Annotated in this window: 12 protein-coding genes; 11 read left to right on the forward strand and 1 reads right to left on the reverse strand. The window is 45.4% G+C overall.

All coding sequences use genetic code 11. The features are described from left to right. The first annotated feature begins 71 nt into the window (after nt 1–71). The gene (locus DWW91_RS25595) at nt 72–254 is read left to right on the forward strand and encodes a hypothetical protein (RefSeq protein WP_010802582.1); all 183 of its coding nucleotides are present in this window, start codon (nt 72–74) and stop codon (nt 252–254) included. Between the two features lie 2 nt (nt 255–256). Then, complete coding sequence (locus DWW91_RS25600) at nt 257–565, forward strand: type II toxin-antitoxin system RelE/ParE family toxin (RefSeq protein ID WP_046147494.1); 309 nt, start codon at nt 257–259, stop codon at nt 563–565. Here DWW91_RS25600 and DWW91_RS25605 read toward each other — a convergent pair. Continuing rightward, entirely contained in the window at nt 543–2,615 is a 2,073-nt protein-coding gene (locus DWW91_RS25605; RefSeq protein ID WP_010802584.1) for a DNA topoisomerase 3, read from the reverse strand. The genes DWW91_RS25600 and DWW91_RS25605 overlap by 23 nt on opposite strands. A 201-nt stretch (nt 2,616–2,816) precedes the next feature. Between DWW91_RS25605 and DWW91_RS25610 the strand changes: the two genes are divergently transcribed. The 9 genes from DWW91_RS25610 to DWW91_RS25655 all read left to right on the forward strand — a co-directional run bounded on the left by DWW91_RS25610 (nt 2,817) and on the right by DWW91_RS25655 (nt 19,149). Beyond that, entirely contained in the window at nt 2,817–3,413 is a 597-nt protein-coding gene (locus tag DWW91_RS25610; protein ID WP_046147492.1) for an RNA polymerase sigma-70 factor, read from the forward strand. A gap of 64 nt (nt 3,414–3,477) precedes the next feature. Then, complete coding sequence (locus DWW91_RS25615) at nt 3,478–4,464, forward strand: FecR family protein (protein WP_046147491.1); 987 nt, start codon at nt 3,478–3,480, stop codon at nt 4,462–4,464. 269 nt (nt 4,465–4,733) lie between these two features. Continuing rightward, the gene (locus DWW91_RS25620) at nt 4,734–8,162 is read left to right on the forward strand and encodes a TonB-dependent receptor (RefSeq protein WP_158599483.1); all 3,429 of its coding nucleotides are present in this window, start codon (nt 4,734–4,736) and stop codon (nt 8,160–8,162) included. Nucleotides 8,163–8,183: 21 nt separating this feature from the next. Further along, a complete protein-coding gene (locus tag DWW91_RS25625; protein ID WP_122329302.1) occupies nt 8,184–10,001 on the forward strand; it encodes a RagB/SusD family nutrient uptake outer membrane protein in 1,818 nt (605 codons plus the stop codon). Between the two features lie 158 nt (nt 10,002–10,159). Continuing rightward, entirely contained in the window at nt 10,160–11,569 is a 1,410-nt protein-coding gene (locus DWW91_RS25630; RefSeq protein WP_122329303.1) for a sulfatase, read from the forward strand. Between the two features lie 10 nt (nt 11,570–11,579). Next, a complete protein-coding gene (locus tag DWW91_RS25635) occupies nt 11,580–13,163 on the forward strand; it encodes a sulfatase (protein ID WP_048316166.1) in 1,584 nt (527 codons plus the stop codon). Nucleotides 13,164–13,167: 4 nt separating this feature from the next. Beyond that, nucleotides 13,168–15,669 (forward strand): alpha/beta hydrolase-fold protein, encoded by a 2,502-nt coding sequence (locus DWW91_RS25640; protein WP_233584578.1) that lies wholly within the window; start codon nt 13,168–13,170, stop codon nt 15,667–15,669. A gap of 626 nt (nt 15,670–16,295) precedes the next feature. Further along, nucleotides 16,296–17,714 (forward strand): energy transducer TonB, encoded by a 1,419-nt coding sequence (locus DWW91_RS25650; RefSeq protein ID WP_046147678.1) that lies wholly within the window; start codon nt 16,296–16,298, stop codon nt 17,712–17,714. Between the two features lie 19 nt (nt 17,715–17,733). Then, nucleotides 17,734–19,149: an energy transducer TonB gene (locus DWW91_RS25655; protein WP_122329305.1), complete on the forward strand. Its 1,416-nt coding sequence runs from the start codon at nt 17,734–17,736 to the stop codon at nt 19,147–19,149. Nucleotides 19,150–19,166 lie beyond the last annotated feature (17 nt).

Genomic DNA, 19,166 nt, shown 5'->3' on the forward strand with positions numbered 1-19,166 from the left:
AATTTGCGGACAAATATAGTAAATGTTTGAAGATAAACTTTATCTTTGTAAATCATTATAAACCTGAAGATATGAAAAAAGAAGAGTTACAATCTGAAGAGCATTCAAAGTCAGTATTAAATGAGCCTGTGGCTCAATATTATTCCCGTATCAATGTACCGAAACGTATTTATGAAGATATACGTGTCAGCATTGAACAAGCTGATAACGGTTTTCTTATTCCTATGGAAGAAGTATTGGCTCGCCATAAATAATCATGGATATTTATTTTACCCCTCTCGCTCGGGAGCGTTTGGATGATATTGTTGAATATCTTGATATAACATGGGGGAAAGTTATCAAAAAGAACTTTCTTTCAGAGATAACTCGTTGTCTGAAGTTAATAAGTATAACTCCTGATTTATTTCCTTTGTTCGAAGATAGCCAAGAGGTGCGTCAATGTCTGATAACATATTATAATACGATGTACTATCGGGTAAAAAATAATCAAATACAAATATTGACTATTTGGGATAACCGTATGGACCCTCAAACTCTTAAATTTATTCTTTCTGAATTTGATTGATTACAGAAATAAGTTCCTCATCCGATAACCCTTCCCCGTAAGTCGCATAATCCAGCCGGAATGTACAACCATTCTTATATTCGGAACAACCGTAGGCTGTTTTGCCTCGCAGGATGTTTCCTTTCTTGCAGATGGGGCAAACCGGTTTTGCCGGTTGTTGGGGGACTGCTTTCTCTTTGGGAGCCTCTTCCTTTTTTGCACGCGGCTTGCGGGGTTTCTTTTCTTTTTTCTCCTCTTTCGGTGCTTCTTTGGCGGCCTCCTCGATGGTGATGGTGCGGGTGGACTGGTCGGAAAGGACGTTGATGACTACCTGGTGGACCATCTGTTTGAGTTCGTCCAGGAATGTTTTTGCCTCATAAGTTCCACGTTCTATCTGACGCAGTTTCTTTTCCCATAAACCGGTCAGTTCGGCACTTTTCAGTAACTCTTCGTGTATTGTACCTATCAATTCCTTTCCGGTGGCGGTAGGGAACAGGTTCTTTCGTTCTTTACGGATATAGTTACGTTTGAAAAGCGTTTCAATGATAGCTGCACGGGTGGAAGGGCGGCCGATACCGTTTTCCTTCAAGGCATCACGCAAATCGTCATTATCGACCAGCTTACCGGCCGTTTCCATTGCACGGAGCAATGTAGCCTCTGTATAAGGCTTGGGCGGAGTCGTCCAGGTCTCCTTTAATAAAGGTTTATGCGGTCCGGTTTCTCCTTTGGTGAAGTCCGGCAATACGCCTTCTTCCTCGGTTGGTTCGGCATCCGGGTCCTTTTGCTCCGCACCGAATACGACGCGCCATCCCGGTTTTAATATCTGTTTTCCGGTTACTTTGAAATCAACTTTACCCACTTTACCGAGTACGGTTGTGGTGGAGATTTCACAGTCCGGGTAAAAGGCGGCGATGAAACGACGGGCAACCAGGTCATATACCTTCCGTTCATTCTCCGTCAGGTTACGGGCGGGTACGCCAGTCGGGATGATGGCGTGGTGGTCGGTTACCTTTGAGTTGTCGAATACTTTTTTGCTTTTGGGAATCTTGGCATTTAACAGGGAAGCCGTCAGCTCGGTATAATCGACCAGCCCTTTCAGTGTATTCGGAACTTTCGGGTAAATATCATCACTCAGGAAAGTGGTATCTACACGGGGGTAGGTGGTCACTTTCTTTTCATATAATGACTGAATCAGTTTTAATGTATCGTCGGCGGTAAATGCAAACTTTTTGTTGCATTCCACCTGCAACGAGGTCAGGTCGAAAAGGCGGGGAGCGTATTCCTTCCCTTTCTTTTCGGAAATATCGGTGACGGTAAAGTCTTCCTGCTGTACGATTTCGAGGAAGGCTTCCCCTTCTTCCTTTTTGGTGAATTTACCCTTGGTTGCGGAGAAGGTCGTATTCCGGTAGACGGTTTTCAACTCCCAGTAAGGTTCGGGCTTGAAATTATCTATCTCTGCCTGGCGGTTTACAATCAGTGCCAGTGTCGGTGTCTGGACACGGCCGATAGAAAGTACCTGCCGGTTCTGTCCGTAACGGATTGTATATAATCGGGTTGCATTCATTCCCAGCAACCAGTCGCCTATGGCACGGGATAATCCGGCCTCATATAGTTTGGCAAATTCAGTCTGTTCTTTCAGATGCTGGAAACCTTCGCGAATGGCTTCTTCGGTAAGGGATGATATCCATAAACGGTAAACCGGGCATTTACAGCCGGCTTTCTGCATCACCCAACGTTGAATCAGTTCTCCTTCCTGGCCGGCATCACCGCAGTTGATGACCATCTCTGCATTCTGCATCAGGCTTTCAATCACTTTGAACTGTTGTTCGTAGGTCGGGTTACTAATCAACTTGATACCGAAACGGGGAGGAATCATAGGAAGTGCTCCCAGGCTCCATCGTTTCCAGTCGTCGGTGTATTCGTGAGGTTCCTTGAGTGTACACAGATGTCCGAATGTCCAGGTAACCTGATATCCGTTTCCTTCAATATACCCGTTCATTCTTTTTGTAGCCCCCAGTACTTCGGCAATCTCTCGTGCCACACTCGGTTTTTCAGCAATACATACTTTCATCTGCAATCTAATCCTTTCGTAAAAATCACACAAATGTACGCTTTCCTGTTGACTTAATAAAATCGTAGATAGAATTAAAGAAGTTCGCAGGAATGCCGGTCTTATTTTACAGACATGTTTGTGAGGTATATAGAATATCTTTATATTTGACAAGTTTTAGGATACAAAGAGTATGGATTGTGTTTCCACTTATTAGTTTAAATGTATAATAATTCAGAACAGGAAAAAATACTTATTGCAGGTTTGATTCAGGATGACGAGTCTGCATTCTGTGAATTATACGCTTTGTATAAGAACAGGCTGATGTTCTTTGCGATGAAGTTTCTTAAATCGAAAGAATTTGCAGAAGATGTTTTCCAGGATGCTTTCACCTCCGTCTGGCAAAACAGGCGTTTCCTGAATCCGGATTCTCCTTTTGCACCTTATGTTTATACAATTGTGAAAAACCGGATTCTCAATCTGCTGGCCGGGATAGAGAAAGAACAACAGCTTAAAAATACCATCTTGTCCGGTTCGGTAGATGTGACCAATGATACGGAAGATAAAATATTGGATGACGACCTGAACCAACTGCTCGAAAAGGCCCTGCTCGATTTGACTTCGCAGCAACGCCGTATCTTCGATATGAGCCGGAAAGAGATGAAGTCTCATAAGGAAATAGCGGAAGAATTAAATATTTCAGTTTATACCGTCCAGCAGCATATCTCTGCGTCTTTGAAAGTAATACGTTCATATTTAGTGAAATACTCCGGGACGTATGCCGATTTACTAGTACTGCTCTTTTGCCTGAATTCATAATAAAAGTTAATCATATCCCAGTTGTACCCCATTTCGTGGTACTATAAATACATGCACCGATAATATGGCAGATTTGAAGTATATAAACAACCTATTGAAACGATTCGTCGACGGCCTCTATACCCGTAAAGATGCCGACGACCTGTTGAAGCATTTCCATGCCGGAAAATACAATACGGAAATATCCGAGGCAATGGACAATGTATGGGAAGAGATGGAGGAAGATGAGGTTTCGTCGTTGCAGCATCAGCAATACAGGGAAGAGGCCCGTTTGTTATTATCGCGCATCCGGAAACCGGAGAAACGTTTCTCCTTTATTCCTTATCTGAGATATGTGGCAATCGTGGCTGTCATCTTGTCGATAGGTTGGGGCGGGTTCCGCCTGATACGTTCGAATCAGGAAAAGGTATTGACATATACGGAAGTGCATGTGAAGAACGGCGAACATAAACGGATTATTTTGCCGGATGGGACTTCCGTAACATTGAATGCCGGTTCTTATTTAAGATATCCCCGGGAGTTCATTACTGATGTCCGCCGGATAGAGATGAATGGAGAAGCATTTTTCGAGGTAACCCGGGATGAAGAGAAACCTTTCCTTATCCATACGAAAGATGCCGATGTAAAGGTGCTGGGTACTTCCTTCAATGTGAAAGCCTTCGATATGGACGAGCAGTTGACTGTTAGTGTTCAGACGGGGAAAGTGCAGGTCGATTTACCGGAAGCGATGATGCGCCTGCTGCCGGACGAACAGTTCGTGATGGATAAGACGAAAGGCGAGTTCCAGAAACGGAATGAAGATGCAAGGCTTTCCACTGTCTGGATAAAAGGTGGTCTTTATTTTAACAGGACTCCCATACGGACCGTTGTCAATGAACTGGTCCGCATGTATAACCGGACTATTGAATTTGCCCCGGGTGCGGAATATGACGATTATATTTACGGGGAACATGATAATAAAAGTCTGGAAGCAGTACTTAAATCGATACAATATTCAACAGATATAAAATACAGGATAGAAAATGACAAAATAGTTTTATATAAGAATTGATTATTAACTTATTCTAAATTGATACTTACATGAAAGACACCAGTTAACTTATCCATAAAAAGAAAAGGAAGGTCACAGGGACCTTCCTTATACTCTACCGATTGTCCGGAGTGGAGGCCAGGCAATCTATACGGAGTCGTTTTAAATTACTATTCAAAACAACCATAAAACATTCCAAATTTATGAACTTCCTTAATATTAAGAAGTATTGTTGGGCTTGTTATGCTGTACTTTTTGTTTTTTTAGCAGTTGTATGCGCACAACCGGCAATGGCCCAAACGATAAAATCAGAAGTAGTGACCGTTGAGGTCCACAATCAACCGGTAGAAAAGGTCCTCAAAGAGATTTCCCAGCAAACGGGAGTCAAGTTCTTTTACGGCGAGACCGTCACCAACAACAAGTTAACGGTCAATTTGTCCTTTAATGGCAAACCGTTGAAAGACGTCTTAAATGAAATATCCAAACAGACCGGTCTGGATTTTAACCGGGAGAACAATACCATTGCAGTCAGCGTGCGTAAAACCAACGCTGCTCCGTCCCGTCAGCAGGCACAGCCGGAAAAGAAAATTTCAGGTGTGGTAACAGACGACAGGGGAGATGCTGTTATCGGTGCGAATGTGGTAGTGAAAGGTACCACTAACGGCACAATTACGGATATCGACGGTAAATTCAGCCTGGATGTTCCGTCCGGCAGTACACTGACGATTTCCTACATCGGTTATCTGAACAAAGAGATACGTGTAGACGGACAGCAGTCGCAATATGCAGTTAAGTTGCTGGAAGATACCCAGACACTGGATGAAGTCGTAGTCGTAGGTTTCGGTACACAGAAAAAAGCCAATCTGACAGGTGCCGTGAGTACGGTGAAGATGGAAGAGGTAATGGGTGACCGTCCGGTCGTTTCCGCCAGCCAGGCGTTGCAGGGAGCTATGCCGGGTCTGACAATTACCACCAATGCCGGTAGTCCGGGTAAGAGCATGACATTGAATGTTCGCGGTACCAACCGTCTGAATATCGACGAATACGGAGAAGGCGAACCGTTGGTATTGGTCGATAACGTTCCGATGGATATCAATATGATTTCTCCGTCCGATATTGAAACGGTAACAGTCTTGAAGGATGCGGCTTCTGCTGCTATCTACGGTGCACGTGCTGCTTTCGGTGTTATTTTGATTACAACAAAGCAGGCGAATAAAGAGCAAAAGGTTTCTATCAATTACAACAACAACTTTGCATTCTCAAAGCCTCAGTCTTTGATAGAAAAAGCGTCTCCGCTGGAAACAGTCCGTTTCTATAATGATATGGGATATAAGAACGGCCGTTATAACAACGGACAGGATATCACTGCATGGTTGGGCTATCTGGAAGATTACCAGGCAAATCCGGGTAAATATCCGTTAGGCTATTATATGGATGATAATGGTAACCGCTACGATTTAAAAGAGAACAACCATCTGGAACGTATGATGGATAATTATGGTTTCCAGCAGACACATAATGTTTCAGTGAGCGGCGGTACGGCTAAGTCTGCTTACCGTTTATCTTTCGGATACCTGGATGAAGACGGTATTCTGGTTACGGATAAGGACGGTTATAACAGATACAACCTGTCTTCTTTCGTGAATACGGAAATTACTTCCTGGTTGAAAGTGCAGGCGGATATTAAATACTCCAAGTCGAAAACGACCAACCCGAATATGAATACGTTGAGAAACTGGTCTCCGTATCGTTTGGCCCAATTGCTGCCGACTTATTATCCTGAAGGTGACGTTGAGATAAATGGGGAAACTTATCCAATCGGTACTCCCCGCTGGAATATCATGAATTCTCCGGTCCAGGCAAAGAACAACGAAGATATCCGTCTTTTCGGTAAAGCTATTTTCAATCCGATGGAAGGACTGTTAATCAATGCTGAATATACTTTCAACAGAACTAATTACGACCAGGATGAATACCAGAAAACAGTAAAGTATGTCAATGCGGAAAACAACTATTTCTCAGTGGCGGACTCCTATAGCGGTAACTCTTCATACCAGTTGGATGAAAAGCATATCAACTACAATGCAATCAACGTTTACGGAAATTACGATAAGACGATAAACGACCACTCTTTCAGTGTAATGGCAGGTTTCAACCAGGAATACAGTTACATGCGTAGAGTTTGGGGAAAGAAATTGCATGTGGTAAATCCGGAACATCCCTCATTGAGCGGCGCAGACGGAACCATGACTACCGGTGATGAATATGACGAATATTCGTTACGTGGTTTGTATTACAGAGCTTCTTATAACTATAAAGGGAAATATCTGTTTGAAACGAACGGGCGTTATGATGGTTCTTCCAAATTCCCTTCAGGCAACCGTTTCGGTTTTTTCCCTTCTTTCTCGTTAGGTTGGAGAGTTTCTGAAGAAAAATTCATGGATTGGTCGAAGGAATATGTTACGAACTTCAAGCTGAGAGGTTCTTTCGGACAGGTAGGTAACCAGGCAATTAAGAACTATGCATTCCTGGGCGTAATGGCGACGGAAAACGGATGGTTGGAAAATGGCTTATGGAATATAACCCGTAAAGTTCCGGCTTTGGTTAGTTCGAGCTTTACCTGGGAAAAGGTGGAAACGCTGGATATCGGTTTCGACTTGGGTATGTTCGATAACCGTTTAGACCTGGTATTTGACTGGTATCGTCGTGATACGAAAGGAATGTTGGCTCCGGGTAAGGAACTTCCTTCTGTGCTTGGCGGTTCTTCTCCGTTGGAAAACTCGGCCGACTTGCGTACAAAAGGTTGGGAGTTGGCAATAAACTGGAGAGACCGTATCGGTAAAGACTGGCGTTATAACATCGGTTTGAACCTGTATGATTCACGTTCGAAAGTAACGAAGTTCGATAACCCGACAGAATCATTGTCTACTTATCGTGTAGGTCAGGAAATAGGGGAAATATGGGGATTTGTTACAGACCGTTTCTATACGGAAGATGATTTCGAAACGATTGATGAGGCGAAAGGTATCTATAAACTGAAAGAAGGAGTTCCTACTATCGACCCGTATGTTCGTGACCCGAGACCAGGTGATATCCTGTTCAAAGACTTAGACGGGAATGGTAAAATTGATAACTCAGGTGACAACACGGCTAAAAATCCGGGTGACAGAAAGATTATCGGTAATAATTCCAGACGCTATCCGTATGCAATCAATGCCGGTGTGGGTTGGAAAGGTTTTGACCTGACCGTATTCTTCCAGGGAGTTGGAAAACGTGACCTGATTGTCGGTACGGACGGTAAATCAAATTTCCTGGCATGGCCGCACACCAACACGGATAACCCGAATGCTGCTGCTACAGTATTGAAACATCACCTGGATTATTGGACTCCTGAAAATCCGAATGCTTATTACCCGCGTTTAGGAAACCAGACAGGTGTGAATCAGGGAACGGATGGTTTCAACAGAAGGAATCAGACTAAATATCTGATGGATGCCTCTTACATCAAACTGAAAAATATCACATTGAGTTATTCATTCCCGAGTAGCTGGCTTGAGAAAACAAGAGCGATTTCGGCTTTTAAAGTATTCTTTAGTGGTGAAGACCTCTGGACAAAACATCATATGTATAAAGGAATGGACCCTGAACAAACGATGAGTATTAATGACTTGTATCCGTTCATGAAGAAATTCTCTTTTGGTATTAATGTTACTTTATAATTTGTATAACACTTGATTCTTATGAAAAAAATATATTTATCAGCATGTCTGGCTGCTTTTCTTATTGGAGGTACTTCCTGCCTGAATGATGAATTCCTGGATAAATACCCGATCGATAAAGAAACGGAAAACACGGTCTTTACGACTTATGATAATTTTAAAATGTACGCGTGGGGATTGTACAATAAAACACTGATTGCTTATCAGAACTATCCTCAGGCAGGAGATGTATCGGATATGTTGTTCGATTCGAATGATGCCCGTGGTATCGCCTGGGCAAACAACCGTATGTCTGCTTCGAATGTAAGTGCGGATACATGGACGTTTGAATTTATCCGCCGGGTGAATCTGATGCTGGATAATATCGAAAACTCACAGATGACGGAAAAGGAGAAAGCGCACTGGCGTGGAGTCGGTTATTTTTTCCGTGCTCATGAATACTTCAAACTTCTTCAGAAGTTCGGTGACTTGCCCTGGCTGGAACATCTGGTAGGGACCGGAGATGTGGATGTGTTGTATGCAAAACAAGATTCCCGTGAGGTGGTTGCCAATCACATGTTGGAAAATCTGTTGTATGCCGAAGAGCATATAAACGAGAAAGGTGACGGCGACAATACGGTCAATCCGAATGTAGTACGTGCTTTTATTTCCCGTTTCGGCCTGTATGAAGGGACCTGGAGAAAGTATCATGGTAGTGTGGATAATGTAGACGGTACGAAATATCTGGAAGCAAGCGTGAAAGCCTCCCAGAAACTTATCGACCAGAATCTGGAACTGATGGCGGATTATGATGATGTGTTTAACTCATCCAGCCTGAAAGGACAAAGCAGTATCCTTCTGTATCGGGAGTACCTGGAAAACGAAAGCGGAAAGGGGCACGATTTGACTCAGCGTACGACTGGCGAACGTTTGTATGAAGGTTCAAAGAAGCTCGTAGAACAATACTTATGTGCTGACGGACGGCCTATTTCTACTTCTACCGTTTATGATGGCGACAATACGGTGTATGATGAATTCAGAAATCGTGACTTACGTCTGTATTATACAATTTGTCCTCCTTATAAAGTGACGGTTTCTACGGATTTATCCCATTGGGAATATACGGGCAACGCTGTGGAACGTGAGTATATGGATTTAATGGGTAAGTTATCTAAAAATAATCCGGAGAGGAAAATGTTGCCTCTGTCGAAGAAGGCTTCTTATATTGCAAATATACCGAATTTGACGGCAGTAAAAGTCAGCGGTGTGGATACGCAGACCGGTTACTTCATGTACAAATATTATAATGCGTTACCCGGAGCTGATAAAGGAGAGGTACAAGGTACCGACGGGCCTATCTTCCGTATGGGAGAGGTGTTGATAAACCATGCCGAAGCAATGTTTGAGCTGGGACGTTTCGACCAGTCCGTTGCCGATGCTACTGTCAACAAGTTGCGTGCACGTGCCGGCGTTGCGGCTATGGTGATAAACAATATCGGTGCTGATTTCGACAAGTTCCGTGATTCGGATGTCGCTCCTGTTTTGTGGGAGATACGCCGTGAAAGATGTTCCGAATTGATGGGTTCAGGTTTCCGTTTTGACGATATCAAACGTTGGAAAAAAGGTAACTATCTGAATGAACAGCCTGTCGGCGTCAAGATTAATAATATAGAAGATTACAATAGCGAAGCGCTGGCAAAGAGTCTGTATAAAGGTTCGGAAATGCCTCGCTATGTAAACTGTGTTACTTATATCGAGAAACCGAATCCGGGTTGGGAAGATAAATGCTATCTGTATCCGATTCCTTTGAAACAAACTCTTTTAAATGAAAATCTGGTACAGAACCCAGGTTGGAAATAATTGAACATACCTTCCCGCATCCTGGTCCGGATGCGGGAGTAATTCTGATTTCTTCCGAATGAAATCGTTTTTTCATTCGGAAGAAATTTATTTTATTTGTATCTTTAACGCTCTTATGCGGTAATAATAACAACATTATCTAATAAAAACACGATATCATGAATAGTAAGCTAATGCTTTTGGCTGCGGCCTCCGGACTATCAGTAACGGGACTTGCAGCGAACTACACCAACTTCATTATCATCAACCTCGATGATGCCGGTTATGGGGATTTTTCTTATAATGGCGCATACGGATATAAAACGCCGAACATCGACCGTATGGCTGCTGAGGGAGTCCGCTTCACTCATTTTCTGGCCGGACAACCTATCAGTGGCGCTTCACGTGCCGGACTGCTGACCGGATGCTATCCGAACCGTATCGGATTTGCCGGTGCACCGGGACCGGGTTCTGATTATGGTATCAGTCCGGACGAAATGACGATAGGAGAGTTGCTGAAGCAGAAAGGATACAGTACCGCTGTTTTCGGTAAATGGCATCTGGGAGATGCTAAACAGTTCCTGCCTTTGCAGAACGGCTTCGATGAATATTACGGATTGCCTTATTCAAACGATATGTGGCCTTTCCATCCGCAACAGGGAGAAGTGTTCAATTTCCCGGACCTGCCGACTTATGACGGAAATGAGATTATCGGTTATAACACCGACCAGTCACAGTTTACAACGGATTATACCAACCGTACGGTCAATTTCATCAAGAAGAACAAGAATAAACCGTTCTTTATCTATCTGGCACATTCCATGCCGCATGTTCCGCTGGCCGTTTCCGACAAGTTTAAAGGAAAGAGCGAACAGGGACTGTATGGCGATGTCATGATGGAACTGGACTGGAGTGTCGGTGAAGTATTGAAAGCACTCCGCGAACAGGGGCTGGAAGAAAATACACTGATTGTCCTTACGTCTGATAACGGCCCGTGGGCGAACTACGGTAACCATGCCGGTTCGGCCGGCGGATTGCGTGAGGCTAAAGCTACCACTTTCGACGGAGGTAACCGTATCCCTTGCGTGATGTACTGGAAAGGAGTAACCCAGCCGGGAACAACCTGTAACAAGTTGGCTTCCAATATCGACCTTCTTCCTACATTGGCAGATATCAGCGGCGCACCGCTGCCCCAGCGTAAGATTGACGGTGTCAGCATCCTGCCTTTGATAAAAGGGGAGAAAGATGCCAACCCGCGCGAATCGTTCGTTTATTATTTCCATAAAAATGATTTGGAAGCAGTCACGGACGGTAAGTTCAAGCTGGTCTTCCCGCATAAATATGTCACTTACGGCGCTTATGTGCCGGGTAACGACGGACAGCCGGGAGATTTGACAAATCTGGAATTGAAGAAAGCCGAGATGTATGACCTGCGCCGTGACCCGGGAGAACGTTACGACGTTATTTCCCAATATCCGGAAGAAGCAGCCAAGCTGATGAAGATTGCCGACGATATGCGTAAAGACCTGGGAGATAACCTGACACGTGTGAAGGGTACAGGACGCCGCGAACCGGGAAAACTGAAATAATAATATAAAAATGAGAAACGCTAATCTAATTGTAAAAGCAGGTATGTTGGCAACATGCCTGCCTTTTATTGGCTGTAACTCGGCCAATAAATCAGAGAAAAGCCAGGAAGAACGTCCGAATATTCTTTTTATCCTGTCTGACGACCATACAGGCCAGGCATGGGGTATCTATGGAGGTATTCTGGCCGACTATGTGAAGAACGAGAATATCCGCCGCCTGGCCGCTGAAGGCTGCGTGCTGGATAACTGTTTCTGTACGAATTCAATCTCCGCACCGAGCCGTGCCGCCATTATGACCGGGGCATACAGCCACCGCAACGGCGTCTATACGCTGGAGGACGGGTTGGACCCGGCAGTCGATAATATCGCCAAGCAAATGCAGGCCGGCGGTTACCAGACCGCCCTGATCGGTAAATGGCATCTGAAAAGGCAACCGGCCGGTTTCGACCACTTCAATGTGTTCCATGATCAGGGAGAATATGTCAATCCGATCTTCAAGACTGCCGAGAACTGGGTGGACGACGATAAGGGCAAGCAAGGCACCGAGGTAAAAGGTTTCTCTACCGATATCGTTACCGACCAGACCATCGACTGGATACGTAACCGGGATAAGAACAAACCGTTCATGATGTGCTGTCATTTCAAGGCAACGCACGAACCCTGGGATTTTCCGGAACGGATGAAGCATCTGTACGATGATGTTGTCTTTCCGGAACCGGAAAGTATGATGGAGTTCGGACCGGAAACGTCCGGGAGGGCATTCCAGGGCCAGCAGCTGGAGAATATGGGATGGCGTTGGGAAACCGCATCGAAAGACCCTGCCGCCTGGTGGTGCCAATATCCGGAACTGCCTTTCTCTACGAAAGGTATGGATAAAGTGGCTGCCCGTAAGAAAATCTATCAGAAAATGATTAAAGATTACCTGCGTTGCGGCGCGACCATCGACGACAACATCGGACGCTTGCTCAAGATGCTGGATGAAGAAGGACTGGCCAAGAATACAATTATCGTCTATGTCTCCGACCAGGGATATTTCCTGGGTGAACATGGCATGTTCGATAAACGTATGATGTATGAAGAACCGTTGCACATGCCTTTCGTGATTCGTTATCCGAAAGAGATTCCGGCGGGAACACGCAATAAGGATATTATCCTGAATGTAGATTTCGCCGCCACACTTGCCGATTACGCAGGTATCAAGGCGCCGGAAAAATCACAGGGAGAAAGTTTCCGTCAGAACCTGAAAGGTGAAACACCGGCCGACTGGCGTAAGGAAATGTATTACCGTTACTGGACACACCATTCCATTCGCCCAGCCCACATGGGTATCCGCAACGAACGGTATAAACTGATGTTCCTTTATGGCGACCGTCTGAATGCAACCGGCTCGGAAGAAACTCCGACAACACCGGCCTGGGAATTTCATGACCTGCAAGTCGACCCGAAAGAAGATAAGAATATGTACAATGAACCGCAGTATCAGGATATCATCAAAGAGATGAAACAGGAATTGCTGACACTCCGTCAGGAAGTCGGCGACACCGATGCCGATACTCCCCGGATGAAAGAGATTATGGACCAGTATTATTGGTAATCAAATGAAAAAAATTTATCTAATGGCTGTCGCCAGCCTGTATCTGGGATTATCCCCTTTGGCGGCGCAACAGACAAAAGGGAACATCGTCGAGTATTTTGGAAAAGAGCGTGTGGAACGTGTCGACGAGGGTATGATATTGCACACTTTCCGGCAGGGTTATTTCTTGCCGGTGACGGCTCCTTCCGGTTATTTGTTCACGACCTCTGATGGGTTGGGCTGGGAGATCGCGACCGGGAAGTTCAAGGCTCCTTCTGCAAATGACCTGACGGCAACAAATTACGGACGGACCCGCGAAGCCGTGCAATGGACTCCTATCGAGGCCGACTCTACCGGAAAGTTCGCCAACCGTGCTTTACGCCGTGCCTATGTTTTTACGGAATATAAGGCGGATAAACCTCAGATCGCCTTGCTCGAATCAAGCGGGAATACTCGTACCTTTATCAATGGTATGCCTCATGAGGGCGACCATTACGACTTTGCTTATACGCTGATTCCTTTCCGGATGCAGAAAGGGATGAATGAGTTTATATTCACTCCCGGCCGTTTCGGCAGGGTGGAAGCCAAGTTGATTATCCCTACCAAGCCGGTGATGCTGACAAAGAGGGATATGACCCTTCCCGACATTATCAACGGGGAAGGAGAGAAATGGGCCGCCATCCGTATCGTCAATGCACAGGAGAAAGCTCTTACCGGACTGAAGATACAATGTACGCTGGAAAACGGAGAGTCTGCGACTGTTACGACGGACGATGTCATGCCTATGATGGTCCGCAAAGTGAAATTCCGTATCCCCGGCGCTACCTCTTCAAAGAAGGGGGAGACGAAGGCGACTGTTCTCTTGCAGGACAAATCCGGCAAAGAGATTGACCGCACGGAGATATCCCTGCAACAGAAAGATGCTTCTTCCATCCACGAACGTACCTTTATCAGCGATGTGGACGGAAGCGTGCAGTATTACAGCGTGAATCCTTCTACTACGCAGGGCGATAACCAGGCATTGTTCCTGTCCGTCCACGGCGCATCCGTGGAGGCCCGCAACCAGGCCCGTGCCTATGCGCCGAAGGACTGGGGACATATCATTGCCCCGACCAACCGCCGCCCATTCGGCTTCAACTGGGAAGAGTGGGGACGTATCGACGCGATGGAAGTGCTTGCTGAAGCAGAAAAGGTCTTTAAGACAGACCCCGCCCATACTTATCTTACCGGGCATTCGATGGGAGGCCACGGAACCTGGTTCCTGGGTGTAACCTATCCCGACCGTTTTGCCGCTATCGCTCCCTGCGCCAGCTATCCGGATATTGCCAAATATTCAAGGCCGAATGCGGATGCTGCGAATGTCGGTGAGAAACATTTCCCGATGATTTGCCAGGCGGCCAATGCCGGACGTGTCCTCGATTTGAGAAAGAACTTCCTGCAATCGGGCATTTACATTCTTCACGGCGATTCGGACAATGTCGTTCCTATCGAACAGGTTCGCCGCATGCGTGAAATACTGGGTACTTTCCATCCCGACTTCTGTTATTATGAATATCCGGGCGGTTCCCATTGGTATAGTAATGAAAGCGTTGACTGGAAACCTATCTTCGATTATTTCCGTTGGCACAGTGTGCCGTCTGCCGACAAAGTGAAACAGCTGGAGTTCCATACCGCTTCCCCGGCTATCTCTGCCAAAGATTATTGGGTGACCATCAACCAGCAGGATACGGCTTACGATTTTTCTTCCGTCTCCTTCAAACAGACGGACAACGGTATTTCGGGTACGACGTCCAATGTGGCATCGCTTACATTCGATTTTCCGGCTCTGAAACTTCCGGCAGAAGCCAGCATCACTATCGATAACGAAACAATCCCGGTAGACGGAACCCGGCCGGCTGTGCTGAAGAAGGTTTCCGGCAAATGGTCATTGGTGGAAGAGATTCCGGTAACGGAGAAATATCCTTCCCGTTACGGCGGCTTCAAGCAGGCATTCGATAATCGTGTTGTATTTGTATATGCTACCGGAGGAAATAAGGAAGAAAATACCTGGTATCAGAATAAGGCCCGCTTTGATGCGGAGACTTTTCTGTACAGGGGCAATGGCTCTATCGACGTGATTGCCGACAAAGATTTCATCCCTTCCGCCTATGCAGACCGGAATGTGGTGCTTTACGGAAATGCCAGTAACAACAAAGCCTGGAACAAGCTCCTGAAGAATGCCCCCATACAAGTCTTGAAGGGAGAAATCCGCATGGGAGACAAAGTGCTTAAAGGCAACGACCTGGGAACTTATTTCGTCTACCCGCGTCCCGACAGTCCAACGGCCAGTGTCGGTGTAGTGGCCGGAACAGGTATCGAAGGCATGAAAGCGACTTATCCGAACGACTATATTTCCGGCATTACCGGCTTCCCCGACTTACTGATATTTAATGTTGATATCTTGAAAGAAGGTATTCATGGCATCCGCGTATCCGGTTTCTTCGGCAACGACTGGAGTGTGGAAGACGGTTGTTTTATAACGGAATGAAGAGGAGGGCGTTTTAGAATATGAGTTAAATAGACGCGGATAACGCGGATAAAAAAAATGGGTGCCCCAACTGTTTTCACTGGCTGCAGCAGCTGTTTCCGGTGGCTGCTGCAATCAAATAAAATAGCTGCCGCAGCCAATCTATTCGGGGGCAGATGGGGGCGGCAAAAAGAGGGTTTTGAAAACTTTATAATAAGATGTTCCTTGTTCCTTTTACGATCAGTTCGTAGAAGGAACAAGGAACACACTATACAGAAGTTTCCCAAAAAGCCTTTTTGTCGCCCCCATCCGCCCCCGATTCTTAAAACGGGAGTGTAGAATTAAGAGGTAGACTTTGTTATTTTATTATCTGTTAGGTTGTTAACCTTTCTTTGATAGATTATATCCAAATCCCTTATGGCGGGTTTTACCTGGTCGTTCGTCAGTCCAATGACGGCAAAAAGAGGCTTTCCATGTCTCTTTTGTGACTCAAAAATGGTGACTTTTAACACTTTTTCCAGTTGATTTATGCTCGTTGTGGTCACGGAATAGCGTGTTTGTTCCGCTATTTGGACATGATTTTGCCGGAGATAAGCATTATCCTATCTTTAATTCCGTATATTTGGAAACAAATTAAAAAGAGCGGTATGGAGAATTACTATCTTTCACTAGTATGTCTCAGTTGCTTGTGGCTTGTTTCTTCCTGCAATGTCTCCACTTCCCGCAAGCAGACGGATTTAATGCCGACAGACAGTGTCGGTCAGATAACGGGCCGGGAGATGTCTGCACAGGAAGTACCGATACGATTGCTACATAAACTGGGAGAACTTTATGGAGATAATCCTCCCGGAGTTGTCGGTTTCTCGGTAGAAAGCAAGGATTGTCCCGATTTTATCGGTGGTGTCTATATCAACGACCGGGATACGCTGGTTATCCAGATTAGGGGTGATTCTGCCGCCGTACGTAAACAACTGGAAGAAGTTCTGGATTCGAAAGAGTTTATCGTAGAACCGGCCGGAGCTTACACGCAGAAGGAACTGGCTGTTATTCAGAACAAACTGAGCGAACGATGGGAAGCATTGAAGGAAACGCCTGTTATGCAGAATGTGGTAAGTACAGGTGTTGGAATCAATGACATAGAAATCCGTTTGATGCTTAACACGCCGGAGAAGCGGAAAGAGTTCCGTGAGAAAGTAATGGATTCCCCCGCTTTTCGTTTTACCGGGCCGGAGAAGGCTGCCGAAAATGCAATGGTGGGGGGTAATGATACACGGGGCATATCTCTTCGTCCGGAGTATACGGTTTATCCGACCGATGCGGAGAAGGCTTCTTTTATTTTGTATAACAATAGCGGTGATAAGGTTTATTATGGTAGAGATTATACTATCACCTATGAAGATACGGATGGCGTATGGCGCGGACTGCCTACAGACCGAATCGTAGTCTTGATTGCTTATGGTGCGGAAAATGGGGAGCATAAGACTATTGACGCTTCTCTTTATCCTCAAGTGCATGCGAACCTTCCCGGACGCTATCGTTTTTTTCTTGATGTCACCCTTGGAGACCTTCGTATAGGGAATAACGTACGTCTGATGACAGAATTTGTCCTTTCTGATGATAAACAGGAACTGGCACATGCCACTAAAACTCCCATTCCCGAATATATCCTGCAAGGAATATCTGAACAGGAATATCTGATACAGAAAGAACGTGAACTGGAACAGGAATTAGAGACTAAGGTATTTGTGGTGGTGGAACAAATGCCGGAGTTTCCCGATGGTGGTCAGCCGGGTATGCTGGCGTTTTTAGAGAATGCTGTATCGGAAGAGGTTAGAGCAACTGGCAAGGAAGACCGGATAACTCTTAGCTTTGTTGTTGAGAGGGACGGCTCGTTGAGTAATATCGAGATTCTTCGTTCCAAAGGCGATAAGCAACTAGAAGACGAAGCAATCCGTATCATCCGGAAAATGCCGAAATGGAACCCCGGCAAACAACATGGGAAGATAGTCAGGACGAAATACACCATTCCGGTCACTTTCCGTAAGAAGCAGGCGAGTAATGGATAATCAATAAATCAGATGAGGTATGGAAAATCGACTTCTTTTATCAGTATGTATCGGTGGTCTGTTGTTTGCTTTCTCCTGCAACATCTCCACTTCTCGTAAATTGGCGGACACGATGTCGACAGACAGTATTTGTGAGACTCCGGCTCACAATATGTCAGACCGGGAAGTCTCTGCCCAGGAAGTTCCGATGCGGCTATTGGATAAGCTGAGTGAACTCTATGGCGATAACCCTCCCGGTGTTATCGGCTTTTCGGTCGAGAGCAAGAATTGCCCCGACTTTATCGGCGGCGTCTATATTAATGACCGGGATACGTTGGTTATCCAAATCAGAGGTGACTCTGCCATTGTCCGTAAACAACTGGAAGAGATATTGGGGTCGAAGGAGTTCATTGTCGAACCAGGTTTGACCTATACTCAAAAAGAACTTTTAGCAATTAACGAAAAGCTGACTGAACGATGGCGGCAACTCGAAAGAACTTCTGTGATGCGTAATGTGAAAAGTACCGGGGTTGGAGCACATGCTATCGAGGTATGCCTGATTGTCAATACTCCTGAGAAGCAAAAAGAATTTCGTGAGAAAGTGATGGATTCCCCGGCTTTCCGTTTTACCGGTCCTGAGGTGCCCCCTGTAAATACAACAGTAGGAGTGAACGATATAAAAGGCGTTGCTCTTCGTCCTGAATACACTGTTTATTCAACGGAAACCAAGCAGGTAAAATTTATCTTATACAATCATAGCGGAGGTCCTGTTTGTTGTGGTGCACATTATTATATCACCTATGAAGACGATAAAGATGTCTGGCGCGAACTGCCTATCAATGATTTTGCAGTCGATATCCTTTATGGGGTAGAGAATGGAGATAGTTGGGAGTTTTCTGCATCTCTTTATCCCGATGTGTATCCGAACCATACCGGACGTTATCGCTTTTTCTATGAGGTTACCGTCGGTGATATGCACGTTGGTGACAAACTGTTGATGATGGCAGATTTTCGCCTGTCGGATAGCAAACAGGAACTGGCACAGGCTACCAAAACTCCTGTTCCTGAAACGGTTCTGGGTGGTTTATCCGAACAGGAATATCGTGAAAAGGAGGAACATTTATTTGCAACGCGGGTATTCACTGTCGTAGAACAAATGCCCGAATTTCCGGATGGCGGTCATTCCGGTCTTTTAAAATTCATTAAGGATAATATCTCGAAGAACATAACAAAAGAAGGACGTGTGGCTGTTTCGTTTGTCGTGGAAAGAAACGGTTCGTTAAGTGATATTCAGGTCATTCATTCTTCTTCGTATAAAGAACTCGATGACGAAGCAATCCGTATCGTCCGGAAAATGCCGAAATGGATACCGGGCCAGCAGCGTGGTAAACCGGTAAAAGTAAAATTTACCGTTCCGGTAGATTTCTATAAAGAAGAAAATAACCGACAAGAATGAGATGGAAGGCATGGGAT

Origin of the sequence: Parabacteroides sp. AF17-3 (genome assembly GCF_003635445.1) — a bacterium.
In the GTDB taxonomy this organism is placed as follows: Bacteria; Bacteroidota; Bacteroidia; order Bacteroidales; family Tannerellaceae; genus Parabacteroides; species Parabacteroides goldsteinii.

Excerpts from the sequence above, each read along its gene's own strand:
- DWW91_RS25595 (WP_010802582.1), top strand. The coding sequence starts at position 72 with ATGAAAAAAGAAGAGTTACAATCTGAAGAGCATTCAAAGTCAGTATTA.
- DWW91_RS25600 (WP_046147494.1), top strand. The coding sequence starts at position 257 with ATGGATATTTATTTTACCCCTCTCGCTCGGGAGCGTTTGGATGATATT.
- DWW91_RS25605 (WP_010802584.1), bottom strand. The coding sequence starts at position 2,615 with ATGAAAGTATGTATTGCTGAAAAACCGAGTGTGGCACGAGAGATTGCC.
- DWW91_RS25610 (WP_046147492.1), top strand. The coding sequence starts at position 2,817 with ATGTATAATAATTCAGAACAGGAAAAAATACTTATTGCAGGTTTGATT.
- DWW91_RS25615 (WP_046147491.1), top strand. The coding sequence starts at position 3,478 with ATGGCAGATTTGAAGTATATAAACAACCTATTGAAACGATTCGTCGAC.
- DWW91_RS25620 (WP_158599483.1), top strand. The coding sequence starts at position 4,734 with ATGGCCCAAACGATAAAATCAGAAGTAGTGACCGTTGAGGTCCACAAT.
- DWW91_RS25625 (WP_122329302.1), top strand. The coding sequence starts at position 8,184 with ATGAAAAAAATATATTTATCAGCATGTCTGGCTGCTTTTCTTATTGGA.
- DWW91_RS25630 (WP_122329303.1), top strand. The coding sequence starts at position 10,160 with ATGAATAGTAAGCTAATGCTTTTGGCTGCGGCCTCCGGACTATCAGTA.
- DWW91_RS25635 (WP_048316166.1), top strand. The coding sequence starts at position 11,580 with ATGAGAAACGCTAATCTAATTGTAAAAGCAGGTATGTTGGCAACATGC.
- DWW91_RS25640 (WP_233584578.1), top strand. The coding sequence starts at position 13,168 with ATGAAAAAAATTTATCTAATGGCTGTCGCCAGCCTGTATCTGGGATTA.
- DWW91_RS25650 (WP_046147678.1), top strand. The coding sequence starts at position 16,296 with ATGGAGAATTACTATCTTTCACTAGTATGTCTCAGTTGCTTGTGGCTT.
- DWW91_RS25655 (WP_122329305.1), top strand. The coding sequence starts at position 17,734 with ATGGAAAATCGACTTCTTTTATCAGTATGTATCGGTGGTCTGTTGTTT.